The 19,546-nt window shown below is 72.2% G+C and carries 18 protein-coding genes; 9 read left to right on the top strand and 9 right to left on the bottom strand.

Annotated features, from left to right (window positions below; translation table 11 throughout):
• Positions 1–217: 217 nt before the first annotated feature.
• On the bottom strand, positions 218–1,108 hold the full coding sequence (locus ACWC91_RS17585) for a pyridoxamine 5'-phosphate oxidase family protein (protein ID WP_225078327.1): 891 nt from the start codon (positions 1,106–1,108) through the stop codon (positions 218–220).
• A gap of 225 nt (positions 1,109–1,333) precedes the next feature.
• Between ACWC91_RS17585 and ACWC91_RS17580 the strand changes: the two genes are divergently transcribed.
• Positions 1,334–2,008 carry a CBS domain-containing protein gene (locus tag ACWC91_RS17580; RefSeq protein ID WP_225078328.1) on the top strand — a complete coding sequence of 225 codons (675 nt, stop codon included), beginning with the start codon at positions 1,334–1,336 and terminating at the stop codon, positions 2,006–2,008.
• 74 nt (positions 2,009–2,082) lie between these two features.
• On the opposite strand, the gene ACWC91_RS17575 is transcribed toward ACWC91_RS17580, so the two are convergent.
• The 4 genes from ACWC91_RS17575 to ACWC91_RS17560 form a co-directional block, all read right to left on the bottom strand.
• On the bottom strand, positions 2,083–2,772 hold the full coding sequence (locus ACWC91_RS17575) for a response regulator (protein ID WP_225078329.1): 690 nt from the start codon (positions 2,770–2,772) through the stop codon (positions 2,083–2,085).
• Positions 2,773–2,916: 144 nt separating this feature from the next.
• On the bottom strand, positions 2,917–5,301 hold the full coding sequence (locus ACWC91_RS17570; RefSeq protein WP_450642615.1) for a phosphoketolase family protein: 2,385 nt from the start codon (positions 5,299–5,301) through the stop codon (positions 2,917–2,919).
• A 297-nt stretch (positions 5,302–5,598) separates the two neighbouring features.
• Positions 5,599–7,155, bottom strand: coding sequence for a cellulose binding domain-containing protein (locus ACWC91_RS17565; RefSeq protein WP_450642613.1), 1,557 nt, complete (start codon positions 7,153–7,155; stop codon positions 5,599–5,601).
• Positions 7,156–7,370: 215 nt separating this feature from the next.
• Positions 7,371–8,711 (bottom strand): radical SAM protein, encoded by a 1,341-nt coding sequence (locus tag ACWC91_RS17560; protein WP_450642612.1) that lies wholly within the window; start codon positions 8,709–8,711, stop codon positions 7,371–7,373.
• A 171-nt stretch (positions 8,712–8,882) separates the two neighbouring features.
• Between ACWC91_RS17560 and ACWC91_RS17555 the strand changes: the two genes are divergently transcribed.
• Positions 8,883–10,130 carry an FAD-binding protein gene (locus tag ACWC91_RS17555; protein ID WP_225078333.1) on the top strand — a complete coding sequence of 416 codons (1,248 nt, stop codon included), beginning with the start codon at positions 8,883–8,885 and terminating at the stop codon, positions 10,128–10,130.
• Here the strand turns inward: ACWC91_RS17555 and ACWC91_RS17550 are convergent.
• Positions 10,093–10,554 carry an ATP-binding protein gene (locus tag ACWC91_RS17550; RefSeq protein ID WP_225078334.1) on the bottom strand — a complete coding sequence of 154 codons (462 nt, stop codon included), beginning with the start codon at positions 10,552–10,554 and terminating at the stop codon, positions 10,093–10,095. The two genes, ACWC91_RS17555 and ACWC91_RS17550, sit on opposite strands and share 38 nt — an antisense overlap.
• 158 nt (positions 10,555–10,712) lie before the next feature.
• On the opposite strand from ACWC91_RS17550, the gene ACWC91_RS17545 reads away from it, so the two are divergent.
• From ACWC91_RS17545 to ACWC91_RS17520, 6 genes are all read left to right on the top strand, one after another.
• Positions 10,713–11,561, top strand: coding sequence for a helix-turn-helix domain-containing protein (locus ACWC91_RS17545; protein ID WP_225078335.1), 849 nt, complete (start codon positions 10,713–10,715; stop codon positions 11,559–11,561).
• Entirely contained in the window at positions 11,558–11,743 is a 186-nt protein-coding gene (locus ACWC91_RS17540; protein WP_141357093.1) for a DUF397 domain-containing protein, read from the top strand. Before ACWC91_RS17545 ends, ACWC91_RS17540 begins: the two co-directional genes overlap by 4 nt.
• Positions 11,736–12,509, top strand: coding sequence for an alpha/beta fold hydrolase (locus tag ACWC91_RS17535; protein WP_225078336.1), 774 nt, complete (start codon positions 11,736–11,738; stop codon positions 12,507–12,509). Before ACWC91_RS17540 ends, ACWC91_RS17535 begins: the two co-directional genes overlap by 8 nt.
• Before the next feature lie 320 nt (positions 12,510–12,829).
• Complete coding sequence (locus ACWC91_RS17530) at positions 12,830–14,197, top strand: hypothetical protein (protein ID WP_281155517.1); 1,368 nt, start codon at positions 12,830–12,832, stop codon at positions 14,195–14,197.
• Positions 14,198–14,390: 193 nt separating this feature from the next.
• Entirely contained in the window at positions 14,391–15,542 is a 1,152-nt protein-coding gene (locus tag ACWC91_RS17525) for a GH12 family glycosyl hydrolase domain-containing protein (protein WP_225078337.1), read from the top strand.
• A 38-nt stretch (positions 15,543–15,580) separates the two neighbouring features.
• On the top strand, positions 15,581–16,702 hold the full coding sequence (locus tag ACWC91_RS17520) for a lytic polysaccharide monooxygenase auxiliary activity family 9 protein (protein ID WP_450642609.1): 1,122 nt from the start codon (positions 15,581–15,583) through the stop codon (positions 16,700–16,702).
• A gap of 52 nt (positions 16,703–16,754) precedes the next feature.
• On the opposite strand, the gene ACWC91_RS17515 is transcribed toward ACWC91_RS17520, so the two are convergent.
• From ACWC91_RS17515 to ACWC91_RS17505, 3 genes are read right to left on the bottom strand one after another with little or no spacing between them, the layout of a single operon-like run.
• Positions 16,755–17,543 (bottom strand): isocitrate lyase/PEP mutase family protein, encoded by a 789-nt coding sequence (locus ACWC91_RS17515; RefSeq protein ID WP_450642608.1) that lies wholly within the window; start codon positions 17,541–17,543, stop codon positions 16,755–16,757.
• Positions 17,540–17,998: a hypothetical protein gene (locus tag ACWC91_RS17510; protein WP_225078340.1), complete on the bottom strand. Its 459-nt coding sequence runs from the start codon at positions 17,996–17,998 to the stop codon at positions 17,540–17,542. Before ACWC91_RS17510 ends, ACWC91_RS17515 begins: the two co-directional genes overlap by 4 nt.
• A gap of 50 nt (positions 17,999–18,048) precedes the next feature.
• Complete coding sequence (locus ACWC91_RS17505) at positions 18,049–18,417, bottom strand: VOC family protein (protein WP_141357106.1); 369 nt, start codon at positions 18,415–18,417, stop codon at positions 18,049–18,051.
• Between the two features lie 72 nt (positions 18,418–18,489).
• Here ACWC91_RS17505 and mmuM point away from each other — a divergent pair, with 72 nt between their 5' ends.
• The gene (gene mmuM, locus ACWC91_RS17500) at positions 18,490–19,428 is read left to right on the top strand and encodes a homocysteine S-methyltransferase (protein WP_450725956.1); all 939 of its coding nucleotides are present in this window, start codon (positions 18,490–18,492) and stop codon (positions 19,426–19,428) included.
• Positions 19,429–19,546: the final 118 nt, after the last annotated feature.

The following is a 19,546-nucleotide window of genomic DNA, read 5'->3' as shown; positions in this document are numbered from 1 at the left end:
GGCAGGGCCGCAGGTCCCGGCCGGGCCACGGCCGCCCGGCCGGGGCCGGACGGCCCTGGTGCCGCGGCGGCCCGTGTGGTGTCATGAAAGTGACGGGAAGGACCGGAAGACGCGGGGAAGCGGCGAAGAAGCCGTGCACCGCGCAATCAGGATCCGCGAGAAGTGGATTGTCCTTCCCGTCCGATCGTTCCCGGCCGAAGCCCGGACCCCGCCCCGCTCACCCGTCCGCGGGAGTGATGCGGCGTCCCGTCAGACGAGCGGGGCGGATACGCACCCAGAGGGTCCGCGGCCCGCCCGCCCAGGGGTCGGAGTGGACCCGCTGCTCCAGCCGGCGCACCGCTTCGGCGTCCGTGACCGCTTCCGCGCGGCCGACCGCCAGCACGCTCCAGCCCTGGCTCATCGTCTCGTCGACCTGGTCCACCTCGAAGGCCACCTCGTGGCCGACGGCCGCGGCGGGGGCCGCGTCGGGCTCGGTGCGGAAGACGAGCGAGTCGTCCACCACGTCGTAGTTGACCGGGAGGACGGCGGGCCCGTCCGGGCCGGTCAGCGCGACACGCCCCACTCCGTGCGTCGACAGCAGCGCCCGGCACTCGTCCGGGCCGAGGTCGGTCAGCCGGGGGTGGAGCAGCGCCTGTCCCTGCCCGGGCGGCAGGTCCTGGTCGCCGCCGCTCAGCGTGATCAGTGTCGTGTCCAGCGCGTCGGCCAGCCGCACGACGGTCCCCATCCCCGGCGCCGACGGGCGCTGCTCGAGATAGGCGAGGTACTGCGGGGACATCCGGGCCCGGCCCGCCGTCTCCTCCAGGCTCAGTCCCCGCTTCCTGCGGGCGGCCGCCAGACGCCTGCCGAAGTCCCCCGGCCGGCCCGGCCCGGCGCCGGAGGGTTCCGCGGGGGCCTGTCCGCCGGCCGTGGTCTCCTCGTCCTCCCCCGGGTGCCGGACGTGCGCGTCCGGCCCCGGGAACACCAGCGTGATCTCGCCGGTGTCGGACCAGCGCACGTCGTACGGCGGGGTGCCGTCCTCGTGGTGCAGGCCGACGATCTCGCCGTCACGCCGGACGTCGCCGGTGACCGGGCTTTCGACGACCAGTCGGTCGCCCAGCTGAGCGTGCATGGCCATGCCTCCCTGAAGGGGGTCCGCCCTCCAGGATCGCCCGGCCCCGCCGCCCGCACCAACGGGCCCGAGGTCCCTCGCAAAAGGGACGAACGGCGCCGTCCCCGTACACGAGGGGCCCAAGCCCGCCCGGGTGTGCCGCCGCCACCCTGGAGAGTGCGGGCCCGCGCGTGAAGCGCGGCCGGCGCACGCGAACCGGTCGGGCGGACCGAAGGGAGAGACGTCATGCGACACCGTACGGTGGAGGACCTCATGACCCGCGGAGTCGTCCGGGTCCGCCGGGACACCCCGTTCAAGCAGGTCGCCAGGGTGCTGGCCGACAACGAGGTGACGGCCGTGCCCGTGGTCGACGAGTCGGACCGTCCCGTCGGGGTGGTCTCCGAGGCGGACCTGCTGCGCACGGTGGCCGGGCGCCCGGACCCGGCCGGCCTGCTGCCCGGAACGCGGGCGGAGGGCGCCGGGCACGGTGGCTCCGCCGCCGGCACCGCCGAGGACCTGATGACGGCACCGGCCGTGTGCGCGCGCCCCGAGTGGACCGTCGTGGAGGCCGCGCGCCTGATGGACGCGCACCGGGTCAAGCGGCTGCCCGTGGTCGACGAGGGCGGCACCCTCGTGGGCGTCGTCAGCCGCGGCGACCTGCTGCGGGTCTTCCTCCGGCGCGACGAGGCCATCTTCGAGGAGATCACCGAGGACGTGCTCGCGCGGACCCTGGGGCTCACCCCGGCGGACGTGACGGTCGCGGTGTCCGACGGCCGGGTCTCGCTGAAGGGGACCGTGCGGGCCAGGAGCCTCATCGCGGTGATCGAGCGGCTGTGCGGCGGGGTCGACGGCGTGGTGTCGGTGAGCACCGACATCATCTACCGGTCCGACGACACCGGCGGACACACCGGCCACGCATAAGGCACCGGCACCGCCGGACGTAGGCCGGGAGGTCCCGGTCAGGAGGTCCCGGTCTGGCCCCGGTCAGGTCCCGGTCAGGAGGTCCCGCGCAGCCGGTCCTTGGCCTGGGTGGCGATGACGGCGGCCTGGATGCGCCGCTCCACGCCGAGCTTGGCGAGCAGACGGGAGATGTGGTTCTTCACCGTCTTCTCGGCCAGGTAGAGGCGCTGGCCGATCTGGCGGTTGGTCAGTCCCTCGCCGATCAGGGCCAGGATCTCCCGTTCCCGGTCGGTCAGGCCGGGCAGCGTGTCCGGCTCCTCCTCCGGCTGCTGTCCGCCCCGCAGCCGGGCCATCAGCTTCGTGGTGGCGCTGGGGTCGAGCAGCGACTGGCCGCTCGCCACCGTGCGCACCGCCGAGACCAGGTCCGAGCCCCGGATCTGCTTCAGCACATAGCCGGAGGCACCCGCCATGATCGAGTCCAGCAGCGCCTCCTCGTCGTCGAACGAGGTCAGCATCAGGCAGGCCAGTTCCGGCAGGCGGGAGCGCAGCTCGCGGCAGACGGTCACGCCGTCGCCGTCCGGCAGCCGGACGTCGAGCACCGCGACGTCCGGTCGCAGGGCGGGGACGCGCACCAGCGCCTGATCGGCGGTGGCGGCCTCGCCGACCACCGTGATGTCCGGTTCGTCGTTCAGCAGGTCGTGCACCCCGCGCCGTACCACCTCGTGGTCGTCGAGGAGGAAGACCCGGATCGGGGTGTCGGGTCCGGCCTGCTCGCGGTCCGCCATCGGTCGCTCCTTGTGATGTGTCGGCTTTCCTCAAGGATCCTTCCCCGAAGCGCGTGCGCGGACCAGGGCCGGTCGGCCCTGGTCCGCGCACGCCCGGGATGGGATCCTGCCGGCCGCCCCGCGCGCCGGAGGGCGGCGTCCCGGTCAGCCGTCCCAGGACCAGTCCGCCACCTCGGGCAGGTCCACGCCGTGCTCCCTGATCCAGGCGTGGTGGCGCAGCCGGGTGTCCTCCATCCGCTGGCGGACGGCCGCGGCGCGCACCGCGAGGCCGGGGACGCGGTCGATGACGTCCATGACCAGGCGGTAGCGGTCCAGGTCGTTGCTCACCACCATGTCGAACGGCGTGGTCGTGGTGCCGATCTCCTTGTAGCCGCGCACGTGCAGGTGGGGGTGGCCGGCCCGGCGGTAGGCGAGTCGGTGGATCAGCCACGGGTAGCCGTGGTAGGCGAAGATCACCGGCTTGTCCCGGGTGAACAGCCCGTCGTACTCGAAGTCGGTCATCCCGTGCGGATGCTCCCCGCTGGGCAGCAGGCGGGCGATGTCCACGACGTTGACCACGCGCACGGCCAGGTCGGGCAGGTGCCGGCGCAGCAGCTGGGCGGCGGCCAGCACCTCCTGGGTCGGCACGTCGCCCGCGCAGGCCAGCACCACGTCCGGTTCGCGGTCGCCGTCCTCGGTGCCGGCCCACTCCCAGATGCCGGCGCCGCGCGCGCAGTGCACCGTGGCCTGCTCCATGGAGAGCCAGTCGAAGCAGGGCTGCTTGCCGGCGACGATCACGTTGACGTAGTCGCGGCTGCGCAGCGCGTGGTCGGCCACGGAGAGCAGGGTGTTGGCGTCCGGCGGGAAGTAGACCCGGACCGCTTCGGGGCTCTTGTTCAGGATGTGGTCGACGAAGCCGGGGTCCTGGTGGGAGAAGCCGTTGTGGTCCTGGCGCCACACGTGCGAGGTCAGCAGGTAGTTGAACGAAGCGATGGGGGCCCGCCAGGGCAGCCGGCGGGTGACGCGCAGCCATTTGATGTGCTGGTTGACCATCGAGTCAACGATGTGCACGAAGGCCTCGTAGCAGGAGAACAGTCCGTGCCGGCCGGTGAGGAGGTAGCCCTCCAGCCAGCCCTGGCAGGTGTGTTCGGACAGGATCTCCATGACCCGGCCGTGCGGGTCGAGGTGCTCGTCCACCGGCAGGGTCAGGGCCTGCCAGGCCTTGCCGCTGGCGCCGTAGACGGCCTGGAGGCGGTTGGAGGCGGTCTCGTCCGGGCCGACGAGCCGGAAGTCGCGCCGGTCGGTGGTGGCGGCCATGACGTCCTCGAGCAGGTCGCCGAGGACACGGGTGGGCTCGTGCAGGGTGGCGCCGGGCTTGTCGACCTCGACGGCGTACTTCTCCAGCGGGGGCAGGGGCAGTTCGCGCAGCAGGAGCCCGCCGTTGGCGTGCGGGGTGGCGCCGAGCCGGCGGGTGCCGTGCGGGACGCAGGAGAGCACGGCGGGGCGCGGGGTGCCGTGCTCGTCGAACAGTTCCTCGGGGCGGTACGAGCGCAGCCACCGCTCCAGCTGCCGCAGGTGCTCGGGGTTGTCCCGGACACCGGCGAGCGGGACCTGGTGGGAGCGCCAGGTGCCCTCCACGGGCAGCCCGTCGACCTCGGCGGGTCCGGTCCAGCCCTTGGGGGTGCGCAGCACGATCATGGGCCAGCGGGGCCGTTCCGTGGCAGCGCCGGTGCGGGCGGCACGCTGGAAGGCGGCGATACGGTCGAGCGCGGTGTCCATGGCCGCGGCCATGGCGCGGTGCACGACGGCCGGGTCGTCGCCGGTGACGTGGATCGGGTCGTGGCCGTAGCCCCTGAGCAGTTCGTCGAGTTCCGCCTCGGGGAGGCGGGCCAGGACTGTGGGGTTGGCGATCTTGTAGCCGTTGAGGTGGAGGATCGGCAGGACCGCTCCGTCGTGGACCGGGTCGAGGAACTTGTTGGAGTGCCAGGACGCGGCCAGCGGGCCGGTCTCCGCCTCGCCGTCGCCGATCACGCAGGCGACGACCAGGTCCGGGTTGTCGAGCGCGGCGCCGTAGGCGTGGGAGAGGGAGTAGCCGAGTTCGCCGCCCTCGTGGATGGAGCCCGGTGTCTCGGGGGCGACGTGGCTGGGCACCCCGCCGGGGAAGGAGAACTGCTTGAACAGCCGCGCCATGCCGGACGTGTCCCGGGTGACGTCCGGATAGGTCTCGGTGTACGAGCCCTCCAGCCAGGAGTTGGCGAGCACGGCGGGCCCGCCGTGGCCCGGCCCCCAGATGCACACGGCGTTCAGGTCACGGGCCTTGATGACGCGGTTGAGGTGGGTGTGGACCAGGTTGAGGCCGGGCGAGGTGCCCCAGTGGCCGAGCAGGCGCGGCTTGATGTGTTCCGGGCGCAGCGGTTCGGCCAGCAGCGGGTTGCCCATGAGGTAGATCTGGCCCACGGAGAGGTAGTTCGCGGCGCGCCAGTGGGCGTCCAGCGTCGCGAGCTCCTCCTCCGTGAGCCCGGCGGCTGCCTGCTGCGTCTCGACGGACATCGGATTTCCTTCCGGGTCGGGACAGCGGTCGGGGGTACCGCGTGCGGGTCGGGGGTACCGCGTGCCGGTGGCACACGCTCCCACCCTCCATGCCCCGCCCGGGTACCCGACAGGGCCGTTCGGGTCACTCCTCGGAGCGGGCCGCCGGACCGCCGGAACATCACGCCGCCGGACGTCACGCCGCCGGACGTCACGCCGCCGGACGTCACGCCGCCGGACGTCACGCCGCCGGACGTCACGCCGCCGGACGTCACGCCGTCGGACGTCACGCCGTCGGGCCGCTCACGGGTCCTGGGGTCAGGCCGTCGCGCAGCTGTGGCCGTTGAGCGTGAAGTCGTACGGCGTGGAGTTGTGGCCGTGCCAGGTGCCGAGGAAGCCGAAGGACAGGGTGCCGTTCGCCGGGACGGACTTGTTGTATTCGGCGGCCGTGGCGGTGACGCGGGAGCCGTTCTGGGCGACGGTCGCGTCCCACATCTGGCCGACCTGCTGCCCATCGGGGAAGGACCAGGCGACGCGCCAGGCGTCCAGGGAGCGGGCGGTGGTGACCGTGACCTTGGCCTGGAAACCGTCGGTCCACTGGTACGTCAGGTCGTAGTCGACCCGGCAGGCCCCCGTCCCGCCGCTTCCCCGCCCGCCCGTCGCCGGGTCGCCCGCCCCTGGCCCGTCCGTCGCGGGATCGGGCGAGTCGCCCCCGTCGGCGGTGGCAGAGGCCGTGCCCTGCGGCTCCGGGTCGGGGTTCTCACGGCCGGACCGGGTCGCCGCGCCGCTCGCGGACGATTCGTGGGCCGCGGACACCGAGGGCGCAACGGACGCGGACGGCAAGGGGTCGGCGGCGGGCGGGGCGGCGACCGGGTCGTCGGCCTGGCGGCCGTCGGCGACCGGCTGACGGCCGGCCTCACCATGCACGGCGTCGTTCGCGGAACCGTCGAACGGCATCATCGACACGGCCAGCGCCAGCCCGGACAGGGCGACCGCCGCCGCGAGCAGGCCGCCGCGCACGACCCGCGCCCGAGCGGCACCATCCTGCGGCTCCCCGCCGGTGTCCGCCGCCGCGGAGCGGTGGGCGCCGAGGCGCACCTCGGCGGCCCGGCGGCGGCGCTCCAGATAGGCCAGGCCGCCCCAGCCGATGACGCCGCCGGCCAGCGCGGCGGGCAGTCCGCCGCCGTGCGGCCGCAGGCAGGCGGCGGCCTGGGCACACCCCTCGCAGGTGGCGAGGTGCCGGGAGAGGTCCTCGGGGGTCTCGGCGGCGGACGCGGGACGGGTGACCGCGTCCAGCAGCCCCGCGTAGCCGCGGCACTCCGCGTCCATCGGGGTGTCGAGGTGGTTGCGGCGGCAGCGGTCCCGGAACAGGGCCCGCACCTGGTCGAGTTCCTCGGACACGAGCGCGGGATCGAGGCCCAGCCGGCGGGCCACCACGGTCGACGGCAGCGCCTCCACCTCGGCCAGCCACAGCAGCGCGGCATCCGGTTCCTGGAGGTCCCGCAGGGTGCGCAGGGCGAGCGGACGGTGCGGCGGCGGGCCGCTGTAGCGGGCGGCCTTGTCGGAGTTGAGCCACAGCCGCAGGTCCGGGGCGAGCCGGTCGCCGAGTCCGCCGGCCTCCCAGGACGCGGCGGTGGCGCGCACGGCGGCCAGCGTCAGCGGGATCGCGGGCAGCCGGGGCGTACGGCGGCCCCGGGACGCACCGGCCTCGGCGGCCCGTACCTCGCGCACGCCCGCCGCGAAGGCCTCCTCGGCCAGTTGCCCGGCCGCAAAGGAGCCGGCCGTGCACAGGTCGGCGTAGGAGAGCACGGCGTCCCAGCACTCGGCAAGCAGCGCGGCCTCGGTCGCGTCCTTGGGGCTCGGCAGGTCGGGCATGGGTCTCCTGCATCCACGGGCGAGGTCAACTCTCTGCACTCAGGGAGAAGTTGGGGGGAACCTCGCGGCAGAGCACGAGCTTTTCACGCCTTTGACACAACTGACAAGCCGCGTATGCAATTGTCGTGACGGATCCCGCGGTCCTCAACTCCGCTCCGTAGTAAGGACCGAAGCCCCCATTCGGCTCACGGGACCCGAAAACGCACCGCGGATGACTACCGGGCCGCAGCCTCGGTCTCCTGGGGCGTCTCCTCCGCCGCCGGCAGGCTGTCCATGAAGGAGCTGACCGAGAAGACCGCGTTCCCGGGGCCGGCCGGGCCGTAGCCGGGAGGCGAGGAGAGGCCGAAGTCGTCCATCGTGGCGCGGTAGGCCTCAAGCAGCCGGATGTGGTACTCCAGCGGCGCGCCCTGCGGGTTGGCCTTGCCCAGCGGGGTGGTGGGCTCCGGGCACCAGGTGGTGAAGCGGGGCGTGATGCCGTGCGACATGAAGAAGCGCAGGCCCTCGGTGGTGGACGCGATGGCCTCGTCGACGGTGGTGAAGCCGAAGGGCTCGGCCATCTCCACGCCCGCCACGAAGTTGGGGATCACATTGCGCGCGCCGAACACCTCGGCGGAGTCCAGGATGCGGCGGTGCCACTCGTCGCGGCCGACGTAGCGCTCCTTGCCCGGGCAGTACAGCTCGAAAAGACGTCGGTCCCACACCTCGAAGTTGGGGTGGTAGATCTGCGCGCCGTAGTCCTTGAACCGCTGCACGTCCGGCTTCGGCAGCGCCTGCGCGACGACCTTGCCGATCCAGCGGCCCGGGAAGCGCTCCTCGATGGCCTTGGCGTAGTGGCCGTAGAAGTCGGCCTCGTCGCGGCCCGCCACCTTGGAGGTGACGGCGCCACCGGTGAGGGTGTAGGCGGTGGACGCCTTCTGGGTGTCGTACCGGTCGATGATCTCCAGCGCCTCCAGGACCTCCTCGACGTCCTTGACGCCGGTGTAGGGCCGGCCGGCCGCCTTGTGCTGGCGCCAGTTGTGGTTGATGTCGCAGTACTGGCACTCCTCCTTGGCGCCGAAGTACTGGCAGACCCGGAAGACGGTGAGGTAGATCAGGTAGCCCCACTGGATGGTCGGGGCGACCTCCATCACGGACTTCCCGTTGGACAGCTTGTGCCGGTAGTACTCGGGCATGGGCGGCACACCGACGTCGGCGATCCGCTTCCCGTCGAGGTAGAGGCCGAGCAGCCCCTCGTCGTCGGCGGCCACACGGTACGGCGAGGCGGGATTCACCCGTACGGAGACGACGGTCCGCCGCAGGTCGTACGGTCCGCCGGTGAGGATGATCTCCTCCGGCGGCCGCCGCAGCGCGGCCTCCCCCAGCTCGGGCAGGGTGCCGTGGTCGAAGGAGAAGATGAAGTACGACTTCGGCTTGACCTCGCCGCTCTCGTTGTCACTCAGCGCGGACGGGTCGAAGGCCACACCGCCCCGGAGCAGGTCCTCCTTGAAGACGGCCTCCCGCGGCACGTGCGGGAAGCGCTCCATCAGATCCTCGACCAGCTCGGTACGGCTGTCCATGCCGTTGACTCCTCCCGACTCGCGTGTACGACATCTCACGGTATGCCTACGCTCGCGCGCGGGTCGTGCCGGGTCCCCCGCACGGACGCCGTGAACCACTGCCCGGCGGCCGTCGGGTAGGTTCCCTCCGGTGGCCCGGCGGGCCGTGGCGTGAGGGGGAGGAACAGCGGGATGACCGGGACGACCGTGACCAACTGGGCGGGGAACATCACCTACAGCGCCGCGGAGGTGGACCGGCCGGGCTCGCTCGACGCGGTACGGGAGCTGGTCGCCCGCAGTGCGCGGGTGCGGGTGCTGGGCAGCGGGCACTCCTTCAACGAGATCGCCGACCCCGGCGCCGGGGGCACACTTCTCTCCCTGGAGGCGCTGCCCGCCGAGGCGGACGTCGACACGGCGGCCCGCACGGTCCGGGTGGGCGGCGGTCTGCGGTACGCGGAGCTGGCCCGCCGGGTGCACGCGCACAACCTCGCCCTGCCCAACATGGCCTCCCTGCCGCACATCTCCGTGGCCGGCTCGGTGGCGACCGGCACCCACGGCTCCGGCGTGGACAACGGTCCGCTGGCCGCCGCCGTGCGGGAGGTGGAGATCGTCACCGCGGACGGCTCGACGGTCGTCATCGGCCGGGACGACCCGCGGTTCGGCGGAGCCGTCACCTCCCTCGGCGCGCTCGGCGTGGTCACCGCGCTCACCCTGGACCTGGAGCCCGCCTACGAGGTCGAACAGCATCTGTTCACCGAACTCCCCCTGGAGGGGCTGGACTACGAGACGGTGGCGGCCGCCGCGTACAGCGTCAGCCTGTTCACCGACTGGCGCGACCCGGGCTTCCGCCAGGTATGGCTCAAGCGGCGCACCGACCAGCCGCTGCCCGCCTTCCCCTGGGCGGTACCGGCCAAGGTCGCGCTGCACCCGGTGCCGGGCATGCCCGCGGAGAACTGCACCCGGCAGTTCGGCGTGCCCGGACCCTGGCACGAGCGACTCCCGCACTTCCGGGCCGAGTTCACCCCGAGCAGCGGCGCCGAGCTGCAGTCGGAGTACCTGCTGCCGCGCCGGTACGCCCTCGACGTCCTGCACGCGATCGACGGGATCCGGGAGACGGTCGCCCCGGTGCTCCAGACGTGCGAGATCCGCACCGTCGCCGCCGACGAGCAGTGGCTGAGCCCCTCCTACGGCCGGGACACCGTCGCCGCGCACTTCACCTGGATCGAGGACACGGCCGCCGTACTGCCGGTCGTGCGCCGGCTGGAGGATGCTCTGGCGGACCTCGACCCCCGCCCGCACTGGGGCAAGGTGTTCACCACACCGTCGGCCGCACTGCGCGACCGGTACCCGCGCATGGACGACTTCCGCGTCCTGGCACGGGAGTTGGACCCGGCCGGGAAGTTCACGAACGCCTTCCTCGCGGACCTCCTGACCCCGTGACCCGTACCTCCGCCCACACCACTTTGCAGGAGGCACGGCCCGCCCGCGGCTCCACGCCCCACCGCTCGGACACGGCCGCCACCAGCACAAGCCCGCGCCCGCCCTCGCCGTCCGGCTCCCGCAGCACCGGGAGCCGTTCGGTCCGCGCGTCGGCCACCTCCACGCGGACGACCGCGCCCTCCCACAGCAGCCGGACGCGGAAGTCCCGCCCGGGGACGCGGCCGTGCCGCACGGCGTTGGCGGCGAGTTCGGCGACCACCAGGGTCACGTTCTCGCCCGCCTCGCCGCCGTACGGGAAACCCCAGGCGTCCATCCGGTGCGCCACGAGCCGCCGCGCGAGCCGGGCACCTCGCGGCGTGCAGCTGAACAACTGACTGAACATACGTACGGTGACGGGCTCCTGGAGCCGGGGGTCTGCGTGCATGGCCCGACGGTTCCGCAGGTCACGCGGGCCGGACCAGTCACGGCGCTCGTACGCTGCGCACTGTAGGAGTTCACGCCATGGACAGTGGGCGTCACCGGGCGTGACCCTGGGTGTCCTCGCGGGGTTGGGAACTTCAGCGGACTCGGGGGGTACCTGCCATGACCGGAACCACCAGCACCAACACGGCCACGACCACCGGCGAGCCCGAACCGTCGGACAGCATGAAGGCGTTCGGGGCGGCACACAAGGCCTTCCGCAAACGGGCGGGCTTCACTCAGGAGGACTACGCCCCGCTCGTCGGCTACCAGCCGGGGACCGTGGCGTCGATCGAGCAGGGACGACGCTTCCCGCCCCGCGTGTTCGTCGAGCGCGCGGAGGAGGTACTGGACGCCTTCGGCGCGCTGAAGGGCGTGTACAAGCACGTCGGCCGGGAGAAGGGGCTGGCGTCCTGGTTCCGCCAGTGGGCGGAACTGGAGGAGCAGGCGATCAGCCTCTACACCTTCGAGAACCGGCTGGTGCCCGGGCTTTTGCAGACGGAGGCGTATGCGCGCACCTTGTTTGACGAACAAGTTCCCGTGCTGACCGACTCCCAGGTCGAAGCTCAGCTCGCTGCTCGGGAGGAGCGCCAGCGCCTGTTGGTGGAACGGCCCAACACGGCGTACAGCTTCATCGTGGAGGAGTACGTCATCCACCGGGCGACCGGCGGCCCGGACGTCAGGCGTGAACTGATCGACCACATGCTGGAGGTCACGAAGCCTCGCAACATCGAGCTGCAGTTGCTGCCCTTGGCGCTGGGCGCCCACGCAGGTATGGCCGGTCCCATCCAGTTGTTGGAGGCACCGGAGCACGAGTGGTTCGCGTACTGCGAAGGACAGCGAAGCGGCCAACTCCTCGTGGACCCGAAATCGATCAGTGTGCTCCACATGCGTTATGCGAAACTGCGCTCACAGGCTCTTTCTCCGGGCGACACCCGGAACCTGCTGGAGCGAACGCGAGGAGCGCTATGAGCACCGATGAACTGGCCTGGTTCAAAAGCAGCTACAGCAGCAGCGGGGACGGCGACTGCGTCGAGGTGGCCGCCTGCCCCGCCGCCATCCATGTCCGCGACTCCAAGAACACCGCCGGTGCTCAGCTCACCCTCTCCCCCACCGCCTGGTCGGAGTTCACAGGGTTCGCCGCGCATGAGTGACCTCTGCTTCGACGTGTCCGGCAGCGGGCCCGTGCTGCTCGTCATCCCCGGTGGGGCCGGGCATCCCATGGGGCTGGACCGGATGACGGCGCATCTCGCCCAGCGCTTCACGGTCGTGACCTACGACCCGCTGGGCCTCGCCCACGGACGGCTCGGGCAGCCCGTCACCGACCAGCGGGTCGAGGAGTGGAGCGACGGGGCACGCCGGGTGCTCGACGAGGTCCTGCCCGACGGGGAGTCGGCCTACGTCCTCGGCACCAGCTCCGGTGGCATCGCAGCCCTGGACCTGCTGGCCCGTCACCCCGGACGGCTGCGGCACGTCGTCGCGCACGAACCTCCGAGCGTGGCGGCACTGCCGGACGGGGCACGGCAGCGGGAGCGGTTCCAAGAGGTGTACGACACGTACCGCGCGGCGGGCCCGCAGGCCGCGGGAGCGCGGCTCGCCGCCGTGCTGGAGGAACGGGAGGCGGGAGAGGACGGCCGGGACGGCCAACCCCTCTCCCGTGATGGCGAGTTGTCCTCCCCGATGGCGCTCTTCCTCGCCCATGTGCTCATTCCGTTCACTTCCCACGTACCGCCCGCGGTCCCTCCCTCGGCGCCTCTCACACTCGCCGCCGGCGCCGACTCCCGAGGCCGGCTCCTGCACCGCACCGCCGCGTTCCTCGCCGAGCGGTACGGCGCCGGCTTCGCGGAATTCCCCGGTGGACACATCGGCGCCGTCCAGCACCCTGAGGCGTTCGCGGACCGCCTTGTGGGGTCCTGGTAGTCCTCGCCGAAAAACACCGGAGCAGCGTTAACGTCGATCCACTCCCGACACGCAGCCCCTCTCGTATCACCGTGATCACAAAATGATCTCGTATGGGCGTTTAATACGGTTTGTCGCTTTTTAGCCCGTCAGGTGTACGGCCGCGCGCTTGCACGCGAAGTGCCTCGCCGTGAGAGAAGGGGTTTGACCCGTAGATGAATGCTTGTCAGCGTCAACGTGACGCTCTGCTGCGGCGTTGGGTCAGTCGGGTGCCGGCGGCCCGAGACGGTGTCCGGGGTGAGGGTGGGTGGAATCACGGTGCGGTGTCTGCGGGGTGTGCGGTGCTCACCGGAATGGCGCTGCTGGCCGTGAGCGCCCCGCCGGTGGCCGCGGCTGCGGCGCGGGTGCGGGCGGCGCCCACACCAGTGACACAGATGTTCACCTTCACCGGCGCCCCGCAGACCTACACGGTCCCGGCGGGGGCGGTGGTGACGATCACCGCGGACGGTGCGGGGGGCGCCGACAACACCGGCACCGTCTGCAGCTTCACCGGGACCGGGGGCACCGCGGGACGCGTCATCACCACACTGCCGACGACCACCGCCCCGACGACCTACACCGTCAACGTCGGCGGCACCGGCGCCAAAGGCTGCCAGGCATCCGGCGCCGGCGGATACAACGGCGGCGCACCAGGCGGCAGCTCAAGCAACCCCACGGGCTCTTTCCGGCATGGTCCCGGAGGAGGCGGGGCGTCCAGCGTCAGCACCGGCACCAGCCTCCTCGTCGTCGCCGGCGGCGGCGGCGCCGCCGGCGGCACCCCCTTCGCCGGCACCACCGCAGGGGGCGCCGGGGGCAACGGCGGCACACCGGATGCCACCGCCGGCACCACCGGAGGCTTCAGCAGTGGCGGTTCGCCGGGATTCGGCGGGCAGGGCGGCAGCACCACCACCACGACCGTCGGCTCCCCCGGTGCGCCGGGCACCGCCACTGGAGGCTGCACGCCCTCCGCGGGCAACCCGGGAATCAGCTTCACGGGCACCACGGTCGGCACCGGCGGCACCGGCGGCAACAACACCGGCGGCAACTGCGTGGCCGCCGGGGCCGGGGGAGGCGGAGGCGGAGGGTACCTCGCCGGTGGTGGAGGCGGCGCCGCCGCACCCGGCACCAGCGGTTTCGGCCGGGCGGGTGGTGGCGGAGGTGGTGGAGGCAGCAGCTTCGCCACCCCGACGGGCACCGGCACGAGCTATGCGCTGTCCACGATCGGCACGGCGAACAACAACGGCCAACTCGTCATCTCCTACACCCTCGCACCCAAGCTGACCATCACCAAGAGGCACACCGGGCACCTCACCCGAGGCAAGTGGGGCGCCTACACCATCACCGTCCGCAACGCCGGGCCCGGCCCGACCGACGGCACCACCGTCACGGTCCACGACGCCCTTCCGCGTGGGCTGCGCGCTCGCGGGATCAGCGGCCCCGGGTGGAACTGCAACCAGAAAACCCTCACTTGCACACGCACCAACCCGCTGCCCGCCAGGAGCTCCTACCCGCCCATCACCCTCAAGGCCGAGGTCTCCTGCAACGCCCCCCACCACGTCACCAACCGTGCCACCGTCAGCGGCGGCGGCGACCCCACCACGCACACCGCCACCAACCGAACCTCCATCAAGCACCAGTGCCACCACGGACACCGCCACAAAAAGCACTAGTCGCGTAGGTGATCGATCGCGGATCGGGTAAGAGCCCCTGCCGGGCACTTACCCGATCCGCTTTTTGTCTCACCCACAGCCTTGTCAGGGACATGCATCGCTCCTATAGTCCGATTCAAAATGATGGGAGCGCTCCCATGGACGCGCAACCGGGAGCACTCCTCCCTCCGACGTCGCCCTCGAAGAGGCCCCTATGCGACTGCTGCCCCATCGGCTCGACCCCGCGCGCGGCTTACTGTGCGCGCTGCTCACCGCTCTCGCCCTGATCGCCGCCTTCCTGGCGGCCGCTCCGGCGGCGCGCGCCGACACACAGATCTGCGACGCCTTCGGAACGACCACGATCCAGGGCCGCTACGTCGTCCAGAACAACCGCTGGGGCACCGACGCCGCCCAGTGCATCACCGTCACGGACTCCGGCTTCCGGATCAACCGGGCCGACGGCTCGGCGGCCACCAACGGCGCTCCGAAGTCGTACCCGTCCGTCTACAACGGCTGCCACTACACCAACTGCTCGCCGGGCACGGCGCTCCCGGCCCGGCTGGACACCATCTCCAGCGCGCCCACCAGCATCTCGTACAGCTATGTCAGCGACGCGGTCTACGACGCCGCCTACGACATCTGGCTGGACCCGACGGCCCGCAAGGACGGGGTGAACCGGACCGAGATCATGGTCTGGTTCAACAAGGTCGGGCCGATCCAGCCGGTGGGTTCGCAGACCGGCACGGCCACGGTCGCCGGCCGGTCCTGGCAGGTGTGGTCCGGCAGCAACGGCTCCAACAACGTGCTGTCCTTCGTCGCCCCCTCGGCGATCACCAGCTGGAACTTCGACGTGATGGACTTCGTCCAGCAGGCGGTCTCCCGTCAACTGGCCCAGACCAACTGGTACCTGACGAGCGTTCAGGCGGGCTTCGAGCCCTGGCAGAACGGTACCGGGCTCGCCGTGACGTCGTTCTCGTCGGAGATCCGCACGGGTGGCAACGGCGGCGGAGGCAACGGTGGCGGCGGGGGCGGCAACCCCGGTGGCCAGACCGCCTGCTCGGTGACGTACGCCACGAACGTCTGGCAGGGCGGATTCACCGCCGACGTCACCGTCCGCAACACCGGTTCGACGGCGGTGGACGGCTGGCAGCTCGGCTTCACCCTGCCCTCCGGACAGCGCGTCACCAGCGCCTGGAACGCCACGGTGAACCCGTCCTCGGGTGCCGTCACCGCGACCGCCCTGTCGCACAACACGCAGATGGCGCCGGGCGGCAGCCAGACGTTCGGCTTCCAGGGCACCTACAGCGGCACGTTCGCCGCACCGAACGCCTTCACCCTCAACGGCACTGCCTGCAACACCGCCTGAGACGCACCACCACCCCCACAAGGAAGGACGGACCGAACGTGGCTCGACGCAGCAGACTCTTATCGGTGGCGGCGGCCTTCGCCACCCTCCTCGCGGCACTGGGCCTGACCCTTCTCGGTCAGAGCCGCGCCGAGGCGCACGGCGTGGCGATGATGCCCGGTTCGCGCACGTATCTGTGTTACGTGGACGCCCGCACGGCGACCGGCAGTCTCGACCCGACGAACCCCGCGTGCCGGGACGCCATGAACAAGAGCGGCGCCACGCCCCTGTACAACTGGTTCGCGGTGCTCGACTCCAACGCCGGTGGCCGGAACCAGGGTTACGTGCCGGACGGCACCCTGTGCAGCGCGGGCGACCGCTCGCCGTACGACTTCTCCGCCTACAACGCCGCCCGCGCCGACTGGCCCAGGACCCATCTGACCTCCGGGTCCACGATGGAGCTCCAGTACAGCAACTGGGCCGCCCACCCGGGTGACTTCCGCGTCTACCTGACCAAGCCCTCCTGGTCGCCCACGTCCCAGCTGCGCTGGGCCGACCTGGACCTGATCCAGACCGTCAGCAACCCGCCGCAGGTGGGGTCGCCCGGCACCGACGGCGGGCACTACTACTGGAACCTCCCGCTGCCCTCCGGCCGTTCGGGCAACGCGCTGCTCTTCATCCAGTGGGTGCGCTCCGACAGCCAGGAGAACTTCTTCTCCTGCTCGGACATCGCCTTCGACGGCGGCCACGGCGAGGTGACGGGCATCCGGAACTCCGGCTCGTCCACCCCGACCCCGACCCCGACGCCCACTCCGACCCCGACTCCCACTCCGACCCCGACCCCGACCCCGACGCCCTCCGGTCCGCAGACCGGCTCCTGCATGGCCGTGTACAACGTGGAGAACGCCTGGAGCGGCGGCTTCCAGGGTTCCGTGGAAGTGATGAACCACGGCACGGCACCGCTGAACGGCTGGACGGTGACGTGGAAGCCCGGCACCGGTACCAAGATCAATAGCGCCTGGAACGGCAACCTGACCACAGCCGGGGACGGCACGATCACGGTCAAGAACGCCGACTACAACCGGACCGTACCCCCTGACGGCAGTGTCTTCTTCGGATTCACCGCCACATCCACGGGCAACAACTTCCCGGTCGGTTCGATCAGCTGCACCGCGAGCTGACACCCGCACCGTCCCTGACCCGGGCGCGCCGGCATCCCGCCGGCGCGCCCTCTCATGTGCGCCGGGGAACTCCGCTCGCGGGCCCCTCCTGGGCGCTGAGCGCCTGCACCTCCGCGTACGAGGGAGCGGCGTCCCGTGGAGTGCGCCCGTCCGCGACGGCGGCCATCGCCTCCACGGCGGCGCCCAGCGCCACCCGGTACAGCAGGGAGCCGAGGCTGATCCGGCGTACGCCGAGGTCGACGAGGTGGGGGACGGCGGGGCCGGCCGGGGAGTAGAGGATGTTGAGGGGCGCGCCGAGATGCTCCACGAGGGCGGCGATCGCCTCGGGTTCGGTCAGCCCGGGCACGAACACCCCGTCGGCGCCCGCCTGTTGGTAGAGGTCGAGTCGGCGCAGTGTCCGCGTGACGTCTCCGTCGCCCAGCCAGTACGTGTCCGTGCGCGCGTTGACGAACAGGCCGGGGGCGGCGGACTTCACCGCGGTGATCTTCGCTGCGTGCCGGCCGGGCGGCCCGAGCCCGTCCTCCAGGTTGATGCCGCGGGCCCCCGCCTCCCACAGCCGCCGGGCGAACTCGGCCACCTCGTCCGGGTCTTCGCTGAACCCGCCCTCCGCGTCGACGGAGAGCAGGAAGGGCTGCGAGCCGAGCACGCGTGCGAGGCGGAGGGTGAGCTCGCGGGTCGCGGCGGCGCCGTCGGGCAGTCCGGCGGAGGCGGCGACGCCGAGGCTGGTGGTGCCGATGGCCGGGAATCCGCGGGCGGCGAGCAACAGGGCGGAGGCCCGGTCCCAGGCGTTCGGCAGCAGCAGCGGCTCGTCGGCCCGGTGGAGGTCGGCGAAGGCGGTCATGACAGGTCTCCGACGGCGTCCGCGTAGTACGTGGATCCGGCGAGGTGGCGGGCGAGTTCGCGGAAGCTCCAGCCCTCGCCCGGCGAGTGGTCGAGCTGCTCGTCGGTGAGCGCGTCCAGGCGGTTGGCCCAGATCCGGGCCAGTCGGGTCAGACGACTGCGCGTCTCGTCGAGGTCCTCGGGGGTGAAGGGGGCGTGGTCGGACTCGGTCGTGGTCGCGGAGGCGTGCCAGCGGTCGGGCCGGGGCTCTTCTCCGGCCAGCCGCGCCTCCATTTCGGCCAAGTGGTCGATCATGTGGTCGGCGACGCGGCGGATCGCCTTGTGCGGGGTGTACACACGGCCGTCGACGTGGGCGGGCGTGCCGTCCCAGGCGGTCCAGGTGGCGGCCAGTTCGAGCACGTGGTCGACCATGGAGGTGACGGCTGCGGCGGGTGTCTCGTGGACGGTCTCGCTCATGCGGCCCACGCTAGGGGCCGGTTGTTTCGGTACCGGCCGAACCGTTCCGCTCAGCCCGCCCGCTCCCCCGCGCCGCGCTCCACGCAGAACTCGTTCCCCTCCGGGTCGGCGAGCACCGCCCAGCCCGTGCCGTCCGGGTTGCGGCGGTCGGCGACCAGCGTCGCGCCGAGGCCCAGCAGCCGCTCCACCTCCTCGTCGCGGGTGCGGTCCTGCGGCTGGAGGTCCAGGTGTACGCGGTTCTTGACGGTCTTGGCGTCCGGCACCGTGACGAAGAGCAGGCCGGCGCCCTCGATCAACGCCTCGTCGTCACCCGGCTCGTCGTCCTCGTGCACCGGAAGGTCCAGGACCTTGGACCAGAAGGTGCCCAGGGCGTGGGCGTCGGCGCAGTCGATCGTGACGTGACGTATGGCGGAGGTCATACGGGGATGATGTCAGGGCGTCCGGGGCCGTGCAGGGGAATTCTGCGGGGCCCGATCGGCTAGCGTCGTGCCATGGACAGCGTCATCCCCAGCGTCACATCCCCCGCCCTCGCCGACGCGCTCGACGGCGGGACGGTCGTGCTCGACGGCGGTATGTCCAACCAGCTGGAGTCGGCCGGGTACGACCTGAGTGACGAGCTGTGGTCGGCGCGGCTGCTGGCCGAGCGGCCGGAGGCGGTCACTCAGGCGCACCTGGCGTACTTCGAGGCGGGGGCGAGCGTGGCGATCACCGCGAGCTACCAGGCCACCTTCGAGGGGTTCGCGCGGCGGGGGATCGGACGGGAACGGGCCGCCGGACTCATGCGGCTGAGCGTGGAGTCGGCGCGGGAGGCGGCGCGGCGGGCGCGCGCGCTCGGGGTGGTACGGCCGTTGTGGGTGGCCGGGTCGGCGGGGCCGTACGGGGCGATGCTCGCCGACGGTTCCGAGTACCGGGGCCGGTACGGGCTCACCGTCGACGAGCTGGAGCGTTTCCACCGGCCCCGCCTGGAGGTGCTGGCCGCCGCCCGGCCCGACGTGCTGGCGCTGGAGACGGTGCCCGACGCGGAGGAGGCGCGGGCGCTGCTGCGGGCGGTGCGCGGGCTGGGGGTGCCGGCCTGGCTCTCGTACACCGTCGCCGGTGACCGCACGCGCGCCGGGCAGCCGCTGGAGGAGGCGTTCGCCCTGGCCGCCGACGCGGACGAGGTGATCGCGGTCGGCGTGAACTGCTGCGCGCCCGGCGACGCGGCGGCCGCGGCGCGCACGGCCGCCCGGGTCACCGGCAAACCGGTCGTGGTCTACCCCAACAGCGGCGAGTCCTGGGACGCCGGGTCCCGCTCCTGGACCGGCCGCTCCACCTTCACCCCGGCCCAGGTGGACCGCTGGCGCGCCGCCGGCGCCCGCCTGATCGGCGGCTGCTGCCGAGTGGGCCCGGAGGCGGTCGCGGAGATCGCCCGCGCGCTGTCGACCCGGTAGCGGCCCCACAGCACCCTCACAGGACCGGCGGCCACCAGCCGGCACGCACATCACCGCCGCCCCTCCCGACGGCCGACCGGACAGCGGCTCCCGCCGGACGGAACCGGGCGATCACGGA

It is taken from the genome of Streptomyces sp. NPDC001204, from assembly GCF_053598035.1.
The sequence above is the reverse complement of the archived record's forward strand: the minus strand, read 5'-3'. Positions and strand labels throughout refer to the sequence as shown.

Excerpts from the sequence above, each read along its gene's own strand:
- mmuM (WP_450725956.1), top strand. The coding sequence starts at position 18,490 with ATGGACAGCGTCATCCCCAGCGTCACATCCCCCGCCCTCGCCGACGCG.
- ACWC91_RS17540 (WP_141357093.1), top strand. The coding sequence starts at position 11,558 with ATGAGCACCGATGAACTGGCCTGGTTCAAAAGCAGCTACAGCAGCAGC.
- ACWC91_RS17575 (WP_225078329.1), bottom strand. The coding sequence starts at position 2,772 with ATGGCGGACCGCGAGCAGGCCGGACCCGACACCCCGATCCGGGTCTTC.
- ACWC91_RS17545 (WP_225078335.1), top strand. The coding sequence starts at position 10,713 with ATGACCGGAACCACCAGCACCAACACGGCCACGACCACCGGCGAGCCC.
- ACWC91_RS17580 (WP_225078328.1), top strand. The coding sequence starts at position 1,334 with ATGCGACACCGTACGGTGGAGGACCTCATGACCCGCGGAGTCGTCCGG.
- ACWC91_RS17515 (WP_450642608.1), bottom strand. The coding sequence starts at position 17,543 with ATGACCGCCTTCGCCGACCTCCACCGGGCCGACGAGCCGCTGCTGCTG.
- ACWC91_RS17525 (WP_225078337.1), top strand. The coding sequence starts at position 14,391 with ATGCGACTGCTGCCCCATCGGCTCGACCCCGCGCGCGGCTTACTGTGC.
- ACWC91_RS17570 (WP_450642615.1), bottom strand. The coding sequence starts at position 5,301 with ATGTCCGTCGAGACGCAGCAGGCAGCCGCCGGGCTCACGGAGGAGGAG.
- ACWC91_RS17560 (WP_450642612.1), bottom strand. The coding sequence starts at position 8,711 with ATGGACAGCCGTACCGAGCTGGTCGAGGATCTGATGGAGCGCTTCCCG.
- ACWC91_RS17585 (WP_225078327.1), bottom strand. The coding sequence starts at position 1,108 with ATGCACGCTCAGCTGGGCGACCGACTGGTCGTCGAAAGCCCGGTCACC.
- ACWC91_RS17510 (WP_225078340.1), bottom strand. The coding sequence starts at position 17,998 with ATGAGCGAGACCGTCCACGAGACACCCGCCGCAGCCGTCACCTCCATG.
- ACWC91_RS17555 (WP_225078333.1), top strand. The coding sequence starts at position 8,883 with ATGACCGGGACGACCGTGACCAACTGGGCGGGGAACATCACCTACAGC.
- ACWC91_RS17505 (WP_141357106.1), bottom strand. The coding sequence starts at position 18,417 with ATGACCTCCGCCATACGTCACGTCACGATCGACTGCGCCGACGCCCAC.
- ACWC91_RS17535 (WP_225078336.1), top strand. The coding sequence starts at position 11,736 with ATGAGTGACCTCTGCTTCGACGTGTCCGGCAGCGGGCCCGTGCTGCTC.
- ACWC91_RS17565 (WP_450642613.1), bottom strand. The coding sequence starts at position 7,155 with ATGCCCGACCTGCCGAGCCCCAAGGACGCGACCGAGGCCGCGCTGCTT.
- ACWC91_RS17550 (WP_225078334.1), bottom strand. The coding sequence starts at position 10,554 with ATGCACGCAGACCCCCGGCTCCAGGAGCCCGTCACCGTACGTATGTTC.